Genomic DNA, 17,585 nt, shown 5'->3' on the forward strand with positions numbered 1-17,585 from the left:
GGGCGTCATGGACAACCTCACGCGATTCCTCGGCGCGTGGAGAAACCGATGGTCGCCGGCCGCGCTCGGCTGCGTCGTGGCTCTCGTCGCCGGTTGTGCGACAGCGGATCCCCAGCCGGTGGCACCGGTGACGGTGACGGTCACCGCCGGGTCGTCGGCGACGGGCTACCCGATGACTCCGAGCCCCTCGTCATCGACGTCGGCCCCGGCGAATCCGTACGCGGGACTCGCGGCCGGCTTCGCCGAGGTGGCGTCGTCGACCGGTCTCACGGTCGGCATCGCCATCGCGCCGGTGGGTGGGTCCGCTGTCCCGGCGCTGACGCTCGGCGATCCGACACCGCGCGTCGCGTGGTCGACCATCAAGGTTCCGCTGGCCGTGGCCGCCCAACGACAGAACGGGCCGAGTACCGCGGCGAATGCCGCGATCATCAACTCCGACAACGGGTCCGCCGAAGAACTCTGGTCCTCACTGGGCGGCGGCCAGGCCGCCGCCGATGCCGTGACCGCAGTGTTGCGGCAGGGCGGTGACCCGACGACGGTCGTGCCTGCGGTCGCGCGCCGGGCGGGATTCACGATTTTCGGGCAGACCGTGTGGGCGTTGCCCGATGCGGCGACGTTCACCGCTCGCCTCCCCTGTATGTCCGGAACGCAACAGGTGCTCTCGCTCATGGGGCAGGTGGCGGGCAACCAGCAGTGGGGCGTCGAGATCATGCCCGCCCCGCGGGCCACGGCGGTCAAAGGTGGCTGGGGGCCGGGGCTGTCCGAGGGTTACCTCGTGCGACAGATCGGACTCATCACCTTTCGGGACGGCGGCCGCGCCGCGGTCGCGATGAGTGCCGTCGGCGGCTCGATGAGTGGCGGGATCGCGGCTCTGAACGCGGTGGCCAACTGGCTCAACACCAACATGCCCCGCTTGCCGCGCGGACGCTGCTCGGAGGAGAGGTGACACCGGCGGACCGGGCGGGACCCGGCCGTCGGGAGATGTGAGACCGGTCGCAGCAAGGTTCCGATTGGGTATACGTGCTGGTCCCGGCGGAGCCGCCGGCATTAGTCTTCTGTGTCTAATGTGACTCAGGAGAAAATTGTGAAAGTTGTGACAAGGTTCGCCCTGGTCGTATGTGCTTTGGCAATGTCAGTGGTGGTGGGTGGCGGCGCGGCGACCGCGATCCCGCTACCGGTGCTGCCGCCGCTGCCCGAGCCGTTCGCGTCGTGGTTCACACCACCCGAACCGATCGACAAGAAGCTGGCCAAGAGCTACTCGGCGCTACAGAAGTCGATGCGCAAGTCGCTGCCCGGGCAGATGGGGATCGCGATCGCCCCGATCGGCAGCGACGAGGTCATCTCGCTGGGCTCGCTGAAGGCGGGCCGGGCGTGGTCGACGATGAAGATCCCCGTCTCCCTGGCCGCGCAGCGCAAACGCGGTCCGGCGGTGGCGACGATGGAGGACAGGGCGATCACCTTCTCCGACAACGATGCGGCCGGCGAGCTGTGGGGTGTGCTCGGCGGCGGGCATTCCTCGGTCGAGGCCGTCACCACGGTCTTGCGGGAGGGCCACGATCAGCGGACGCATGTGTCGTCCGAGGTCGACGATCCGCCGTCGTATCCGGGGTATACATCGTGGGCGTTGCGCGACCAGGCGGTCTTCGGTGCGCATCTCCCGTGCCTTCCCGGCAGCGAACAGATCATCCGGTTGATGAGCGCGGTGGCGCCCAACCAGCAGTGGGGCATCGCGAAGGTCGGTCGCGACCAGGGCGCGGTGACGGCGGTGAAGGGCGGCTGGGGACCGGCGACCTCGAAGTCGCAAGGACACCTCGTGCGCCAGCTCGGCATCATCAGCACCACCGGCGGGCAGGTGGCGGTGTCGATGGCCGCGATCCCGCGGAACGGCTCGTTCACCGACGGCACCAAGATGCTCACGCGAATGGGCAACTGGCTCGGCAAGCACCTGGCGCAACTCCCCAAGGGCAGGTGCTGACCGCGAGGGTGTGCGGTGAGGTGCGCGTCAGGCGGTGGCGAGCGTCGCCGGCCCGCGCTGCGCTCCGACCGGGGTGGTGAGTGCCGCGGCGATCGCGGTGGTCAGCGGAACCGACAGCGCGATGGCGATGCCGCCGACGAAGGAGCGGGCCAGCTCGACGGCGACCACATCGGTGGTCAGCAGCCCGCCGAGTGGCTGCTGGGCCACCGAGAACAGCAGCATGAGCGGCAACGCACTGCCCGCGTAGGCGAAGACGAGCGTGTAGACGGTGCTCGCGATGTGGTCGCGGCCCACGCGCATGGCCGCCCGGAACGTCGCCAGCCGGCTCGGTTCCCCCGCGGCGGCGAGCTCGAACGCGGCCGACGCCTGGGTGATGGTGACGTCGTTGAGGACGCCGAGCGTACCGATGATGAAACCGGCCAGCAGCAGGCCGCTGACCGAGATGTTGCCCTGGTACACCTGCAGGTTGGTGGTCTGGTCGCCCGACAACCCGGTGAGGTTCATCGTCTTGATCGCCGCCCAGCTCAGGAAGCCCGCCATGAGCAGCGACGTCAAGGTGCCGAGCAGGGCAGAACTCGTGCGCAGGCTGACGCCGTGTGCGAGGTAGAGCACCACGAACAGGATCGCAGCCGATGACACCACGGCCACGGCGACCGGCGACGAGCCGTCGAGGATCGCCGGCAGGGTGAACACGATGAGGATGCCGAAGGCGAACGCCAGGCCGATGATCGACCGGAAGCCTCGCCAGGCCGCGACCAGGACGATCGCCGCGATGAACAGGATCGCCCACACGAGCGTCGCCGAGCCGCGCTGGAAATCGAAGAAGGTGTAGCGGTCGCCGTCCGGGCCGGGGACCGTGGACAGCCGGATGCCGTCCCCGACCTGCAGGGTGGGCTGGCCGGCCTGCGGCTCGTCGAGGGCTCCGGGTGCCGGCGCGGGCGAGTCCGGGGCGGCACCGGACTGGGCCTGGTTAGTGGGGATCTCGAGGACGGTGTACTGCCCGGCCAGGTCGCCGGATTGGAAGCGGACCGCGTTGAGGATGCAGGCGCCGCCGGGCACCGGGTTGACGGGGATGTCGGCGGTCTCGAGCGCCGCGCCGGCCACCGAGTTCAGGCAGTTCGCGTGGAACTGGTCGACGATCTCGCCGTCCACCGTGCGGATCGACCCGCCGTCGGCCGACCGGAACTGCGTCGGGACAGGATGTTCGGAGTCCGACGGCCACAACACCACCATCCCGACGGCGACCGCGACGGCGGTGACCGCCAGTGTGCCGATGACGAGCCAGCGGGCAAACGGCGACAACGTGTGGGAGATGTCGGTCAGCGAATGCGCGTGTCGGTGCCGGTGATGTGTGCTGCTCACGCGGTGAGCCTATGTGTACCGCCGCGATCACAGCGGCAGCAGGATGCCCTTCACCCGCGGATCGGTGCGCAGGAACTCCTGCACAGCGGGATCTTTGAACGCCGCGACGAGATTCTTGATGTTGTCGGTATCCCTCCACTCCGAGCCGATGGTCAGCTGCCCGGCGAACTCGTCGGGAGCAGGCGGAGCATAGATCTGCTTCTCGATCGGGATGTTCGCAGCCAGGTAGTACTCGGTGTAGCCGACGGTCGCGTCGAGGTCGGCCAGGGAACGGGACTGCGCGGCGAAGTCGAGGAGCACGAACTGCAGGTTGCGCGGATTGGCGGCGATGTCCTTCTGGGTGGCCTTCCACTTGTCGACGCCCGGCTTCAGCGTGATCAGACCGGCGCGTTCCAGCAGCCACAGGCCCTGCGCCTCGTTGGCGGGGTCGGAGTACAGCGAGACACGGGCGTTCTGCGGGAGGTCGGCCACGTTGCCGTACCTGTCCGACCAGATGCCGAAGCCCCACCGGAAGACCGGGGTCGCCGCCTCTTCCGCGAAATCCGGGTTGGCCTCCAGGACCTGCGAGAGCCACAGCTTGTGCTGGTACACGGTGCCGGCGACCTCCCCGTCGCTGACCGCCCGGTTGAGCGTCGTCGAGTCCGACAGTCCCTTGAAAGCGACTTTGATGTCGTAGCGCGGTGCGACCTCGGTGGCGATGAACTCGACCAGTGCCTGCTCGGATGCGTTGCCCTCGGCGGTCACGACGGTCAGCGTCGCACCCGCGGTCTCATTGGGAGAGGACGCCTCGGAGCCGAAGAACCGCCAGCCGATGACACCGGCCAGTACCGCGACGACGACCAGGGCCCCGACGATGAGCGGCCAGCGGCGCCGCGTCGACAATTCGATATCCGAAGCGCCGGGCGGAGAAGGGGTTTCGAGGCCCTTCGGGGATGAGTCGGTGGTGGAGCCGGTGTCCTGTGACATGGGTGTGCCTTTCGAGACGGGTGGATTCGGCCGTCAGCGGTTGACGCGCCGGGAGGTGACCGGGTTGAGGCTGCGGGCGAGTGCGTCGCCGGCGACCTGGATCAGGGCCACGGTGATGATGAGCACGATGATGGTGGCGACCATGACGCCCTGGTCGAAACGCTGGTAGCCGTAGGTGACCGCGACATACCCGAGGCCGCCCGCGCCGATCGTGCCGGCGATGGTGGAGTACTCGATCATCGCGATGGTGTTGATCGTCAGGCCGCCGACGATGCTCGGCAGCGCCTCGGGAACCTGTGCCTTCCAGATGACCTGGGCGTTGGACCCACCGGAGGCGCGGGCCACGTCGATCGTCGACGCCGCGACCGACCTCAGCGAGTTCTCCACGATGCGGGTGAAGAACGCGATGCCCGCGATCGACATCGGGACCACCGCCGCCGCGATACCGATGTTGGTTCCGGTGATCAGCCGCGTGAACGGGATGATCGCGGTCATCAGCACCAGGAACGGCAGGGACCGCCCGATGCTGATCACCCAGGACAGCGGTGTGTGCAGAGCGCGATTCTCGAAGAGGCCGCCCGGAGCGAGGTTGTGGATCAGCGCACCGAGCGGGACCCCGACCGTCATCACGATGACCATCACGATGCTCACCATCAGCACGGTGTCGATGGCGGCGGGGAGCAGCAGATCGGGTATCTCGTCGAGCGGCACCGTGATGTTGGCCAGGTTGACGGTGCTCATGCGGCAACCCCCGCATCCTTCTCCGCCGGGTCCCCGGGCCGCGCAGCGCCGGCGGCGTCCACCGTTGTGTCGGCGGTCAGGCGGGCGACGAGCCCGAGTTCGGCTGCGGCGCCGACGAATGCCGACGCGTGCCCGGCCGGCACCGAGATCGTGAGGTCCCCGAAGGCGGTTCCGTCGATGGTCTGGACGGTGGCGCCGAGCACCGAGATCGCGAGATCGAGCTCCTTGCCGAGTCGTGTGAGCCAGTCCGCGGGAACTGTCGTCGAGTTGTAGACCACCGAGATCGCGCACTGTTCGTCGCCGGCCGGAGCGCCCGGCCCGCGCGGCCGGAGTGCCCGTCCCAGAACGGAATCGGGGTCGAGGACCAGCTGTTGAAGCTTTCCGTGTTCGACGATGCGGCCCTGGTCGAGCCGGCCGGCGGTGTCGGCGACGCGCACGATGGTGTCCATCTCGTGAGTGATGAACACGACCGCGAGGCCGAGTTCGTCCCGCACCTCGGCCAGCAGCCGGAGGAACGTGTCGGTGGCGGCCGGGTCCAGCCCGGAGGTCGCCTCGTCGGAGAGCAGGACCGAGGGCTTGAGTGCGAGTGCCCGGGCGATGCCGACCCGCTGGCGCTGACCGCCCGACAGCTGGTGCGGGTATAGGTCGGCCTTGTCCGACAGCCCGACGAGGTCGAGCAGGTCGGCCACCCTCGACCGCGTGGATGCCTTTGTGGCCCCGAGATATTCGAGTGGCAGGGCGACGTTCTGTGCCGCCGTCCGGCGCGAGAGCAGACTCGCCGACTGGAAGACGGTGCCGATGCGTCGACGCGCGTCGCGCAGCCCCGAGGCGCCGAGCGCGGTCAGATCCTCGCCGTTGACGATCACCTTGCCCGATGTCGGCCGCTCCAAGAGGTTCAGGCATCGTGCGAGCGTGCTCTTGCCTGCGCCCGACGGCCCGACGACGGCGAAGATCTCGCCGGCACCGACGCTGAAGCCGACCTCGTCGAGCACGGTGGTGGGGTTGGGCGAGCCGACCCCGAACACCTTGGTGAGTCCCACGACCTCGATCATCGGATGTCCCCCCTCGTCGTCATCGCGCCGTCACTCCACCCCGGCCGGGGCGAGCCGGTTGCGTTCGCGGATCGAGTCGTCGATCGTCGAATTGACCCCGCCGACACGGTAAGTGGAGCCGCGATGGTTGTCCGGCAGCCGGTCTCCCTGGCCGAAGAGCTTGTGGCGCAACGTCCCAGGGACGTAGGCGCGGTCGTAGAGTCCTCGGCGTTCGAGGGCGGGCACCACGTGGGTGATGATGTCCTCGAAGGAGCCCGGGGTGACCGCGTAGGCCACGTTGAAGCCGTCGACGTCGGTCTCGGTGACCCAGTCCTGCAGGGCCTCGGCGACTTCGTCGCCCGAGCCGATCAGGACCGGACCCATGCCGCCGATGCCGCCCCAGGCGGCGATGTCGCGCACCCGCCACTCCTCGCCGCTCTCGGTGGCCTGCTGGAAGGCGGCCACCGCCGACTGGATGGCGTTGCTGTGCACGTTGCCGATCGGCTCGTCGATGCGGTAGCTCGCGAGGTCGATGCCCATCCACCCGGACATGAACACCAGCGCGCCCTCATCGCTCGCATACGACTGGTAGTCCTGGGCTTTCGCGCGTGCGGCCTCGGGCGTCGAGTCGGTGATGATCGTGAGGAGCGTGTAGATCTTGGCGTCGTAGGGTCCGCGTCCGGCGAGTACGAGTTCATCCCGGATCTTGCCGACGACGTCGCGCAGGATCGCCTTGGTGGGCGCCGCGACGAAGATGGCCTCGGCGTTCTCCGCGGCGAACCGCCGGCCGCGCGGTGAGGCGCCGGCCTGATAGATGACCGGCGAGCCCTGCGGCGACGGCTCGGAGAGATGGATGCCCGGCACGGTGAAGTGTGTGCCGCGATGCCCGATGTGGTGGACCTTCGCCGGGTCGGCGAAGATACCGGCGTCGCGGTCACGGCGCACGGCGTCACGCTCCCACGAACCTTCCCAGAGCTTGTAGAGCACGGTCAGGTACTCGTCGGCCTGGTCGTAGCGGTCGTCGTGTTCGAGCTGGTCGTCGGCGCCCATGTTGCGGGCGGCCGCCGGCAGGTAACCGGTGACGACGTTCCATCCGACGCGACCGCGGGTGAGGTGATCGAGGGTCGAGAGTCGCCGGGCGAACGGGTAAGGATGCTCGAAGCCGGTGCCGGTGGTGACACCGAAACCCAGGTGCTCGGTGGCGTGGGCCATCGCCGAGACGAGCAGCAGCGGATCGTTGACCGGGATCTGCGCGCCCTGCCGGATCGCCGCCTCGTCGTTGCCGGCGAAGACGTCATAGGTGCCGAGCACGTCGGCGATGAACAATCCGTCGAAACCACCGGTTTCGAGGAGTCGGGCCAGATCGACCCAGTAGTCGATGGTGTTGTAGTCCCACGACCTGTCGTGGGGGTGGCGCCACAGCCCGGGCGACTGGTGCGCAACGCAATTCATGTCGAAGGCGTTGAAACGGATCTTGCGGGCGGACGGCGGTGCGGGGACGGGGCTCCCGGCCTGGTGAATCGGTTCGGACACCGGAGGAATGATCCCGATCGATCCTCGGAGTCGCCATCGTTGCGCCCACGACGAACTAAAGTCGACGTCATGCGTTCGACGGATGTGTTGACAGACGGACTCGGGCGAATCGCCGAGAACGTACATGCGGTGCTCGACGGTCTTTCGGCCGACGTGCTCAACCGGGCGCCGGGGCCCGGTGCCAACACCATCGCGTGGCTGGTGTGGCACCTGACCCGCGTGCAGGATGTCCAAGTCGCCGATGTCGCCGGCACCGACGAGGTGTGGGTCGGCGGTGGCTGGGTGGACCGATTCGGTCTTCCGTTCTCCCCGGCCGACACCGGGTACGGACACTCGGCCGACGAGGCGGCGCGAGTTGTCGTCGACGATGCCGCGCTGCTGCGGAACTATTACGACGCGACCCACGCGGTGAGCGTCGAATACATTGCCGCGCTGACAGATTCGGATCTCGACCGGATTGTCGACGACAACTGGGATCCGCCGGTGACCCTGGGTGTGCGGCTGGTCAGCGTGATCGACGACGACGCCCAGCACATCGGCCAGGCGGCATACCTGCGGGGCCTGTTCTCCTGAGCCCGTCTTCGCGTCGGAGATCGTCTTGCCGCGACGGCCCCGGTGTCAGTTCACGCGGCGAATCAGTTCATTCACCGGATCAGTTCATGCAGCCCTTGAAGGTCTGGAAGTCACCGGCGAACGACGGGCCCTTGCAGGTCGGTCCGTTCTCGCCGTCGACGACGACTTCACCGCCCGGGCCTGCGATGCCGATGGCCAGGCCGGGTCGGATGCCGTTCATCGTGACGGTGGCGCCGGGACCGAGTGCGATGGCGGCCGGACCCGCATAGTTGTCGGCGGTCGAGGATGCCTTGCCGCCGTTGTCGGTGATGGCGAGCGCCAGTCCGGTGGGGCCGGATTCGGCGCTGCACGAGGCCTGGGAGGATGCCTGCCCGGGCAGCGCCGGGCACAGCGAGGGTGCCGCACCTGCGGAGGGGGCGGCGGCGAGGGACACGGCGGCCGCGCCCGCGGCCGCGACAACACAGCCGAGAGCTGTTCGCGCAATTGTTCTCATGATCAGACTCCTTTGTCGATATGACGTTCTGCGTCTGGCGGTGAGCGATTCGGAATCACCCGCGGGCTGGATTGGTGATCGATTTTCGGTGATCGACGAGGCGACCGGCGCCGCATCTGGTGGGTGCCCGCCCGGCGTAGGTTGAAAACGTGCAATTGCGAATCTTCACCGAACCTCAGCAGGGTGCCACCTACGACGATCTTCTCGCGGTGGCCAAGGCGACCGAAGAACTCGGCTACGACGCTTTTTTCCGCTCCGATCACTTCAGCGGCATGGGCGGCGACGGGCTGCCCGGACCGACCGATGCATGGATCACCCTGGCCGGCCTGGCTCGTGAGACCTCGAGGATTCGGCTGGGGACGCTGGTGTCCTCGGCGACCTTCCGCCTGCCCGGACCGTTCGCCATCTCGGTCGCACAGGTCGACCAGATGAGCGGCGGACGGATCGAGTTGGGTCTCGGGGCGGGCTGGTACGAGGCCGAACACACGGCGTACGGCATACCGTTCCCGTCGGTGAGGGAACGCTTCGATCGTCTCGAGGAGAGCTTCGAGATCATCACCGGTCTGTGGGCGACGCCGGTGGGCAGCACGTTCGACTACCAGGGCGAACACTTCCAGCTCACGGACTCCCCGGCTCTGCCGAAGCCGGTGCAGAACCCCCGGCCGCCGATCATCGTGGGTGGCAGTGGCAAGAAGCGGACACCGGCGCTCGCGGCGCGCTTCGCCGACGAGTTCAACGTGGTGTTCCAGCCGCTCGACGCCGCCGCCGACCTCATCGGCCGCGTGCGGACCGCGTGCACCGAGACGGGACGCCGACCGGAGTCGATGACCTACTCGGCCGCGCTCGTATTGTGCTGCGGTCGAGACGAGGCCGAGTTCCGCCGGCGCGCCGAGGCGATCGGCAGGGAACCCGAGGAACTGCGGGAGAACGGTGCGGCCGGCACTCCGGACGAGGTCGCGGCGAAGATCGAGAGCTATCGCGGTCTCGGCGTGACCCGCATGTACCTGCAGACCCTTGACCTCTCCGATCTCGATCATCTCGACCTCGTGGCGTCGAAGGTGGCTCCGCAACTGTCCTGAGGCTCACGGGGGATCGGCGCCGCGGTGCGGATCTCCCGACCGGGCCCCCGCATCGACGGTGATGGGCCATAATCCAGCGCATGGCCGACAGAGGCGATCACACATCAACGAGGCCGCCCGAGCGTCAGCGCATCAGGAAGCTCGCGCAGGCAGCGATGAACGCGGATGTCACTGTGGAGCAGCTCGACGGCATTCTCGCCGACATGGGCGAGACGCTGAACGGGCTCGGCCCCACCATGGACGGCTTGAACTCGACCATCGAGAAGCTCGACGCGACGCTCGTCCGGATGTCGGGCACCCTGGACCAGGTGGATGCGACCGTCGACCGCATGTCCGACGTGGTCCAGCGGCTCGAGCGGGTCGTCGGCCGCGTCGAGTCGCTGGTCGAGCTGGGGGAGGCCGCGCTCCGGCCCCTCGGTGCCCTGGAGTCGGCGGGCAAGTCGGTGGCCGCGAGGCTCGGCTGGCGCTGAGGCGCCCACCGGTCCACCGCACCGACCGCGACACCGACACCCCCGAAAAAGAAACCGCCGCAAGCGAGATCACCGCAAGCGAGATCACCGCAAGCGAGATCACCGGAACAGAGACCGCTGACCAGCAGCGCCGGAACCGACATCACCGAACGAGATCAGGGAATGACACCGGAAGAACACAGCTTTCGCGGCACCCACGGCCACACCATCGTCTACGACGTCTTCCGCCCAGAGCAGGCGCCGCGCGGCGTCGTGGTGATCGCGCACGGACTCGCCGAACACGGGCGCCGATATGGGTACGTCGCCCAGCGGCTCGTCGACGCCGGGTACCTGGTCGCGATCCCCGACCATGTCGGCCACGGACGCTCCGGCGGCAAACGGATGCGACTGCGCCGTTTCGGTGAGTTCACCGCCGACCTCGACACGGTGATCGCCCACGTCTCCGACGACGCCCTGCCGACCTTCCTGATCGGTCACAGCATGGGCGGTTGCATCGCACTGGATTACGCGCTCGACCACCAGGACGTCCTCGACGGACTCATCCTGTCGGGGGCGGCGGTCCTGCCCGGCGACGACCTGCCCGCCCTGGCGATCCGCTTCGCCAAGGTGATCGGGACTGTCGCGCCGGGTCTGCCCACCACGGCGCTGAGCTCCTCGAGCATCTCCCGTGACCCGGCTGTGGTCGCCGAGTACGACGCGGACCCACTCGTGACGCGTGGCAAGATCCCGGCCGGACTCGGGGGCGCGATGATCGCCACGATGCAGACATTCCCCGCCCGTCTGCCGTCGCTGCAGCTGCCGATCCTGGTGATGCACGGCAGCGAGGATGCGCTCACCGATCCGAAGGGCAGCGAACTCGTCGACCGGCTGGCCGACTCGACCGACAAGACGCTCGTGATCTACGACGGCCTGTTCCACGAGATCTTCAACGAACCCGAGCGTGACGTGGTGCTCGACGAGGTCGTGGAATGGCTGGGCGCGCACACGCCCGTGGAGCACTGACCCGCCGGGGTCACATCAGACGCGCCACGACCCCGGCCAGCAGGACCAGCACGCCGCCGATCTCGCCGACGATGAGCGCGACCATGAACAGGTACGTCCCCGGTGTCGGTGCGACGAACTGATTCGTGGTGTCACGCAGGGCCCCGTGGAAGCAGTAAGCGGCGATCGCGGCGACGAAGAACACGATCGGCACGAACGCGGCCGCCAGGTTGACAGCGGCGGAGAAGTCGCTCAACTCGACGAGGGCCGCGAGGACGAGTGTCGCGAACGAGTACATCAGCGCCGCGCGATGCGCGATGTCGACGTAGACGTGCGCGGTGTGATCGGGCGAGGTGCGGATGCCGTGGTACTTCCACACACCCAGTGCCAGCCCCCAGAGGAGGATCACCCCGGAGGCGACCACCACGGCCACGGTGTCGGTCCCGACCAGCTCGGCCAGGTCCAGGTCGGTCGATGAGACGTCGGCTGCGGCCATTGCTGAACGCTAACAGCAGGCGGCTACCTCACCGGCGCGACGGACGACGGTGCGACTACGGAGGGTGAGGTGACCGAGGGAACCGCGGCGGCCGACGTCCCCTGGCCCGCGGCCGACGGATCGGACGGAGCGACTTCGGAGGGGGCGACTTCGGAAGGGGCGGCCCCGGACGGTGCGGCCTCGGATGGGGCAGGTACGGACTCGGATGCGCCACTCGGTGAGGCGTCGACCGATCCCGGCGCCCCGGCTGATTCGGTGGACCCGGCCGACGCCGAGGCCGACACGCTCGACTCGGGGGTCGCGGCCAGCGACGCATCGACGGCTGCGATCACCGAGGCGTCGAGTGCGGGAGAGGCGGCGGCGGCCTGCTTCGCGGCGAGTGTGACCTTCGCGGGTGCCTCGGGATCGGGGCTTCCCGACGAGGAGACAACCGTGGTCTTGGCGGTCACCGGCGGGTTGTTGCGCAGCGTGCTCAGCACGTGGTCCTTGCCGTCGCCGAGTGCCCGGCCCCAGTTCTCCCAGGTGTGCCCGCCGTAGTTGGGCAGCGAGATCACCGATGCGCCGGCCTGTTTCGCCTGAAGTTGCATCAGCACGGTCGACACGGCGGACAGGATCTCCAGTGCCATCGCGCTGATCTGGTCCCTCGGGGCGAGTTTGGCCATCTCGGACGTCGACAGGAACCCGTTGCCCGAGGAGATGATCAGGACCTGCCCGTTCTCGGCCAGTTTGCTCACGTTCTTGGACGGATCGTTGTCGGTCCAGCGGGTTCCGCCCGGGGCGCCCCACATGTTGACGATGCCGTTGGTGTAGTTGGAGACCATCGTCTGCGTGGCGAAGACGCCGAGCGCGCCGATCGGGTTGTCGGTCTGGTAATACCCCGACATCGCCTGGACCACCTTGAACTGTTCCGGGTGCCGCTCGGCGAGCGTCACGGCCGGCCCACCTGACATCGACAGTCCGACGATCGCATTGTTGTTGGGGCTGACGCCGAACTCGCGTTCGAGGTATCCGGGCAGCTCGGAGGTCAGGAAGGTCTCCTGCTTGATCGTGGCGTTCTTGTCGCCGGCCCCGCCGTCCCAGTCGGTGTAGAACGACGACGCGCCGCCCACCGGCATGACCAGGGTGGTGTCGGCCTTGGCGTCGTAGACCTTGGCGGCCTGGACGTCGGTGGTCCACGCCGATCGGGTCTCGCTCGCGCGCATGCCGTCGAGCAGGTAGATGCCGCTGTCGCTACCGCTGGAGGCGCGGATCTGGACGATCACGTCGCGTCCCTGCGACTCCGACCACACCTTGCAGTTCTGGACGAAGTTCCCGGATGTGTCCCAGGTGCAGCCCGGCCGCAGTTTCTCGGGGTGCCCGCGCAATGCGCTCGCCGTGTTCGACGAGTTGAGCAGGGTGCTCGCCCCGAACAGTCCGAGGGTGAGGATCGCGACCACAGAGATCCCGGTCAGCAGCCGATGACGTGGGGAAAGTCTGCGCGGTTTTCCTGCGGACCCCGTGTCGGCTGAGGGGACGGACTGATCGCGGTGCGGGTGCAACATGGAACTCCTGACATACGCGGCCCCCCGATCATGCGGGGCCGATGTCAGGAATGTCGTTCGGGGAGGGGACCGGCGTTACGCCCTCCGCGACGCGGTGCGGATGATCACCTCGGCGGTCTCGGCCGGGCGTTCCCACCAGAACATGTGCCCGACCCCGGGCCATCGGTCGAGTTCGGCGTCCGGGATCGAGGCGGCCAGCAGCTCGCCCTGGTCTACCGAGATGACCTCGTCGACCTCACCGTGGATGACCGCGGCGGGGACGGTGATGCCTGCCAGCCGGTCGCGCGTGTCGTGACCGGCGCATGCCGTAGCCTGCATGCCGACCACCGCCGACGGCACCCGACGCTGTGTCGACAGCTGGGCGAAGCGGTCGAATTCTCCTGGGCGTGAGCAGAACTCGGGTGAGAGGTTCACCTCGAACGCGGTGCGCGCCACGAGTGCGGCATCTCGCGAGGCGATCGCCTCGACCAGTCGGACGACGCCGGGCGTGCCGAGGGCGCCGGGACCGCCGGGGGTGGTGCATCCGAGCACCACACTGCGCACCCGGTCCGGTGCCGCCGACACCAGCTCCTGCGCGATCATGCCGCCCATCGAGGTACCAAGGACGTGGGCGCTGTCCCAACCCAACCCGTCGAGGACCCCGCGGGCGTCCGCGGCGAGGTCGGCGATGGAGAACGGTTCGTCCACACGACCGCTGTCACCGATCCCACGATGGTCGTAGACGGCCACGGAGAAGTGGCCGACGAGCTCGGCGAGGAATTCGTCGGTCCACATCCCTCGATGCGCGGACATGCCCTCGATGAGCAGCAGTGGTTCACCGTCCCCGATCACCTCGACGTCGAGGACGGGACCGGAGTCGCCGGACAGCGGGATCAGCATGGACCGATCGTAGCCACGCAGGTGGGCCGCACCGCGTCGTGGATTGATGAATGTCGGCGATCAATCGGCGGAAAGTGAGTCCTTGTCCGTGCTGAATCCGGAACTAGCATCGCCGGAGGGGAGGGCCGATGGATGAGGAGGTCACCCCGCATGTCTGCACCGAGCTCCGAGAATCCGGCCACGGACGTCCGGGGTGACCCGCGTCCGGGGCTGTCGTCGATGATGCGCGACGTGGGCGGCATCTACGTCGTCAACGGCATCATCGGTCTGATCTTCGCGGCGTCGGGTCCGGTGGCCGTGATCCTGGCGGCCGGGGCCGCGGGTGACCTGACCACCGCGCAGCTGACGTCGTGGATCTTCGGCGTGTTCGTCCTCAACGGCATCCTGACGGTCATCGCCAGCTGGCTGTACCGGATGCCCCTGGGTTTCGCGTGGACGATCCCGGGCACCGTGCTCGTCGGGTCCGCGGTACAGCACCTCGCGTGGTCGGAGGTGGTCGGCGCCTTCCTGCTCACCGGCCTGCTGATCCTGCTCATCGGACTCACCGGGCGCGTGCGGGCCGCGATGTCGGCGATCCCGATGCCGATCGTGATGGGCATGGTCGCCGGGGTGTTCCTGCAGTTCGGCCTGGACATCGTCGATGCGGTCGGGGCCGACCCGTGGGTGGCGGCGCCGATCGTCGTCGCCTTCTTCGCCCTGCAGTTCCACGGGACGGTGAGCCGGTGGATGCCGCCGATCATCGGGGCGTTCGTGGTGGGGGCCGTCGCAGTCGCCGCAACGGGTGCGTTCCACCTCGACGACCCGCCGTCGTCGGTGATGGCGGTCCCGGTGTTCACCGCGCCGGAGTTCACCCTTCGTGCCGCGCTGGAGCTGGTGGTCCCGCTGGCGATCACCGTCATCGTGGTGCAGAACGGACAGGGTGTGGCGGTGCTGCGCGTCGCCGGTCACCGGCCGCCGGTCAACGCGATCACCGTCGCCTGCGGGGTGTGGTCGGCGCTGGCCGCCTCGGTCGGTGCGATCTCGACGTGCCTCACCGGACCCACGAACGCGCTGCTGGTCGCCGGGGGTCGCCGTGAGCGGCAGTACACCGCCGCGCTGACGTTCGGGGTGCTGGCGGTGGTCGTCGGGCTACTGGCGCCGATGTTCGTCGCGTTGATGCAGGCGATGCCGTCGGCATTCATCGCCACCGTCGGCGGGCTGGCGCTGCTTCCGGCGCTGCAGAGCGCGTTCCGCGGAGCGTTCGGCACCGGACGGTTCACCATGGGTGCGCTCGTGACCTTCCTGGTGTCGGTGTCGGACCTGACCGTGCTCAACATCGGGTCGGCGTTCTGGGGACTGATCGCCGGGGTGCTGGTGTCGTGGGCGGTCGAGCGCGTCGACTTCCGGACCGGAAACACAGAGTGAGGGATGCGTATCGGAAACCGATACGCATCCCTCACTCACTCAGGCAGAGATCGAGCGTCGAGTGTCAGGCGCCGAAGCCCAGCAGCGACTTCACCTCGAGGAACTCGTCGAAGGCGTAGTCGCTCCACTCGCGGCCGTTGCCACTCTTCTTGTAACCGCCGAACGGGGCGCTGGGATCGAGCTGCGCGCCGTTGAGGGAGATCGAGCCGGCGCGGATCTGCGAACCGATCTTGCGCACCTCGTCGACGTCCTTGCCCGACACGTAACCGGCCAGACCGTACTCGGTGTCGTTGGCGATCTTGATCGCCTCGTCGAGCGAGTCGTATCCGATGACCACGAGGACCGGACCGAAGACCTCCGTGCGGGCGATCTCCATGTCGTTGGTGACGTCGGTGAACACGGTCGGCTTCACGTAATAGCCGGTCTCGAGTCCCTCGGGGCGTCCCGCTCCGCCGATGACGGCGGTGGCGCCGTCGGCGATCGCGCGTTCGATCAGACCCTGGATCTTGTCGAACTGGGCTTCGGACACCACGGGGCCGAGGCGCACGTCGGTTGTCGGATCACCGACGGTGAGGTCGGCGGCCACGCCCTTGGCGATCTCGGCGACCTCCTCGACGCGCGCGGCCGGGACCAGCATGCGGCTCGGGGCGTTGCACGACTGTCCCGAGTTCATCATCATCGTGACGATGCCGCCGGCGACGTTCTTGGCGAAGTCCTCGTCGTCGAGGATGATGTTCGGGCTCTTGCCGCCGAGTTCCTGGGCGACACGCTTGACGGTCGGTGCGGCGCTCTTGGCGACCTCGATGCCGGCGCGGGTGGAGCCGGTGAACGAGATCATGTCGATGCCCTCGTGGCTCGACAGTGCCGCGCCGACGCCCGGTCCATCGCCGTTGACGAGGTTGAACACGCCGGCGGGAACGCCTGCGGCGTCGAAGATCTCGGCGACGATGGCGGCGGAGAACGGGGCGACCTCAGACGGCTTGAGGACCATGGTGCACCCGGTGGCCAGTGCCGGGGCCACCTTGCACATGACCTGGTTGAGCGGCCAGTTCCACGGGGTGATGAAACCGCACACGCCGATGGGCTCCTTGGCGATGCGCGAGGTGCCGCGGTCCTCGACGAACTTGAAGTCGGGGAGCTGGGCGGCGGCGGTCATGAGGTGACCGAGACCGATCGGCACCTGCGCTGCGTTGGTGAGGCCGACGGGTGAACCCATCTCCTCGGTCACCGCGGCGGCGAGATCGCCCATGCGGTTCTGGTACTCGGCGATGATCTTGTTCAGCACCTCGAGGCGCTCGTCGACGGTGGTCTGTCCCCAGGTGACGAATGCGCGACGGGCGGCGTCGACCGCGGCGTCGACGTCGGCCGCGCTACCGATGGCGACCTGTCCGGCCGACTTCTCGGTGGCAGGGTTGATGACGTCGACGAGGTTGAGCTCAGCGGGCTCGACCCACTGGCCGTCGATGTAGAACTTGGTGATGTCCGGCATGGTGCCTCCGTTGTTGCCTGAAGTGACGGCATTTGTTGTCTGTCTCACACTCTAGGCGTTGCTGGGATCGGGGTCTCGTGAATCCCCCCGAGCAGGCACCCGCCTCAGGAGCGCCCGGTGTGGGACAACGATCCTGGGACGACAGATCGTGGTTCAGCCGATCCTCGGGCAACAGTCCCGGTCGCATAATGCGACGCTCGACCTCCGGCGCGGGAGCTAGGGTCGAGGGATGATTCTCATCGTCGTGAAATGGCCGATCAAGCCCGAGTATGCCGACGAGTGGCCCGAGCTGTCGCGGGAGTTCACCGAGGCGACCCGTGCCGAGCCGGGCAACAAGTGGTTCGACTGGTCGCGGTCGCTCGACGACCCGCACACCTACGTGCTGGTCGAGGCCTTCGACGACGACGCCGCCGAAGCCCATGTCACCTCGCCGCACTTCAAGCAGGCGCAGAAGGAGCTCCCGAAGTACCTCGAGCGGACGCCCGACGTCATCAACACGACGATCGACGGCGATGAGTGGTCGAGGCTCGGGGAGTTCGAGGTCGAGCCCGAGTGAACCCGCGACGTCCCGC

The 17,585-nt window shown here is 68.2% G+C and carries 18 protein-coding genes; 8 read left to right on the forward strand and 10 right to left on the reverse strand.

The features are described from left to right. Window positions 1–7 precede the first annotated feature (7 nt). Together H1R19_RS07700 and H1R19_RS07705 are read left to right on the forward strand one after the other, a co-directional pair. Window positions 8–946, forward strand: a complete 939-nt coding sequence (locus H1R19_RS07700) for a serine hydrolase (RefSeq protein ID WP_188329943.1) — start codon at window positions 8–10, stop codon at window positions 944–946. A 183-nt stretch (window positions 947–1,129) separates the two neighbouring features. Then, window positions 1,130–1,975, forward strand: coding sequence for a serine hydrolase (locus H1R19_RS07705; RefSeq protein WP_188329856.1), 846 nt, complete (start codon window positions 1,130–1,132; stop codon window positions 1,973–1,975). 27 nt (window positions 1,976–2,002) lie between these two features. On the opposite strand, the gene H1R19_RS07710 is transcribed toward H1R19_RS07705, so the two are convergent. The 5 genes from H1R19_RS07710 to H1R19_RS07730 are packed head-to-tail and all read right to left on the reverse strand — an operon-like array spanning window position 2,003 to window position 7,527. After that, window positions 2,003–3,337 (reverse strand): YibE/F family protein, encoded by a 1,335-nt coding sequence (locus H1R19_RS07710; RefSeq protein ID WP_188329855.1) that lies wholly within the window; start codon window positions 3,335–3,337, stop codon window positions 2,003–2,005. Between the two features lie 27 nt (window positions 3,338–3,364). Beyond that, window positions 3,365–4,303 carry a MetQ/NlpA family ABC transporter substrate-binding protein gene (locus H1R19_RS07715; RefSeq protein ID WP_188329854.1) on the reverse strand — a complete coding sequence of 313 codons (939 nt, stop codon included), beginning with the start codon at window positions 4,301–4,303 and terminating at the stop codon, window positions 3,365–3,367. A gap of 33 nt (window positions 4,304–4,336) precedes the next feature. Beyond that, the gene (locus H1R19_RS07720; protein ID WP_188329853.1) at window positions 4,337–5,044 is read right to left on the reverse strand and encodes a methionine ABC transporter permease; all 708 of its coding nucleotides are present in this window, start codon (window positions 5,042–5,044) and stop codon (window positions 4,337–4,339) included. After that, on the reverse strand, window positions 5,041–6,096 hold the full coding sequence (locus tag H1R19_RS07725) for a methionine ABC transporter ATP-binding protein (protein ID WP_223205210.1): 1,056 nt from the start codon (window positions 6,094–6,096) through the stop codon (window positions 5,041–5,043). The genes H1R19_RS07720 and H1R19_RS07725 overlap by 4 nt, the downstream gene beginning before the upstream one ends. A gap of 30 nt (window positions 6,097–6,126) precedes the next feature. Continuing rightward, the gene (locus H1R19_RS07730) at window positions 6,127–7,527 is read right to left on the reverse strand and encodes an LLM class flavin-dependent oxidoreductase (protein ID WP_188329942.1); all 1,401 of its coding nucleotides are present in this window, start codon (window positions 7,525–7,527) and stop codon (window positions 6,127–6,129) included. Between the two features lie 150 nt (window positions 7,528–7,677). On the opposite strand from H1R19_RS07730, the gene H1R19_RS07735 reads away from it, so the two are divergent. After that, the gene (locus H1R19_RS07735; RefSeq protein WP_188329852.1) at window positions 7,678–8,181 is read left to right on the forward strand and encodes a mycothiol transferase; all 504 of its coding nucleotides are present in this window, start codon (window positions 7,678–7,680) and stop codon (window positions 8,179–8,181) included. A 79-nt stretch (window positions 8,182–8,260) separates the two neighbouring features. Here H1R19_RS07735 and H1R19_RS07740 read toward each other — a convergent pair whose 3' ends face one another. Next, on the reverse strand, window positions 8,261–8,674 hold the full coding sequence (locus H1R19_RS07740) for a hypothetical protein (protein ID WP_219851132.1): 414 nt from the start codon (window positions 8,672–8,674) through the stop codon (window positions 8,261–8,263). A 149-nt stretch (window positions 8,675–8,823) separates the two neighbouring features. On the opposite strand from H1R19_RS07740, the gene H1R19_RS07745 reads away from it, so the two are divergent. From H1R19_RS07745 to H1R19_RS07755, 3 genes are all read left to right on the forward strand, one after another. Next, a complete protein-coding gene (locus H1R19_RS07745; RefSeq protein ID WP_188329850.1) occupies window positions 8,824–9,753 on the forward strand; it encodes an LLM class F420-dependent oxidoreductase in 930 nt (309 codons plus the stop codon). A gap of 80 nt (window positions 9,754–9,833) precedes the next feature. Then, complete coding sequence (locus H1R19_RS07750) at window positions 9,834–10,223, forward strand: DUF948 domain-containing protein (protein WP_188329849.1); 390 nt, start codon at window positions 9,834–9,836, stop codon at window positions 10,221–10,223. 162 nt (window positions 10,224–10,385) lie between these two features. Beyond that, window positions 10,386–11,225, forward strand: coding sequence for an alpha/beta hydrolase (locus tag H1R19_RS07755; protein WP_219851133.1), 840 nt, complete (start codon window positions 10,386–10,388; stop codon window positions 11,223–11,225). Between the two features lie 10 nt (window positions 11,226–11,235). Here H1R19_RS07755 and H1R19_RS07760 read toward each other — a convergent pair whose 3' ends face one another. The 3 genes from H1R19_RS07760 to H1R19_RS07770 form a co-directional block, all read right to left on the reverse strand. Next, the gene (locus tag H1R19_RS07760; protein ID WP_188329847.1) at window positions 11,236–11,700 is read right to left on the reverse strand and encodes a hypothetical protein; all 465 of its coding nucleotides are present in this window, start codon (window positions 11,698–11,700) and stop codon (window positions 11,236–11,238) included. Between the two features lie 23 nt (window positions 11,701–11,723). Continuing rightward, a complete protein-coding gene (locus H1R19_RS07765) occupies window positions 11,724–13,241 on the reverse strand; it encodes an alpha/beta hydrolase (RefSeq protein WP_219851134.1) in 1,518 nt (505 codons plus the stop codon). Window positions 13,242–13,316: 75 nt separating this feature from the next. Further along, window positions 13,317–14,120, reverse strand: coding sequence for an alpha/beta fold hydrolase (locus H1R19_RS07770; protein ID WP_188329845.1), 804 nt, complete (start codon window positions 14,118–14,120; stop codon window positions 13,317–13,319). 150 nt (window positions 14,121–14,270) lie between these two features. Between H1R19_RS07770 and H1R19_RS07775 the strand changes: the two genes are divergently transcribed. Further along, window positions 14,271–15,524, forward strand: coding sequence for a benzoate/H(+) symporter BenE family transporter (locus tag H1R19_RS07775; RefSeq protein ID WP_219851135.1), 1,254 nt, complete (start codon window positions 14,271–14,273; stop codon window positions 15,522–15,524). Between the two features lie 64 nt (window positions 15,525–15,588). Here the strand turns inward: H1R19_RS07775 and H1R19_RS07780 are convergent, their stop codons facing one another. Continuing rightward, window positions 15,589–17,013 carry an aldehyde dehydrogenase family protein gene (locus H1R19_RS07780; RefSeq protein WP_219851136.1) on the reverse strand — a complete coding sequence of 475 codons (1,425 nt, stop codon included), beginning with the start codon at window positions 17,011–17,013 and terminating at the stop codon, window positions 15,589–15,591. A gap of 229 nt (window positions 17,014–17,242) precedes the next feature. Between H1R19_RS07780 and H1R19_RS07785 the strand changes: the two genes are divergently transcribed. Continuing rightward, the gene (locus tag H1R19_RS07785) at window positions 17,243–17,569 is read left to right on the forward strand and encodes a putative quinol monooxygenase (RefSeq protein ID WP_188329842.1); all 327 of its coding nucleotides are present in this window, start codon (window positions 17,243–17,245) and stop codon (window positions 17,567–17,569) included. The last annotated feature ends 16 nt before the right edge of the window (window positions 17,570–17,585 follow it).

The organism is Gordonia jinghuaiqii (assembly GCF_014041935.1).
GTDB classification, from domain to species: Bacteria; Actinomycetota; Actinomycetes; order Mycobacteriales; family Mycobacteriaceae; genus Gordonia; species Gordonia jinghuaiqii.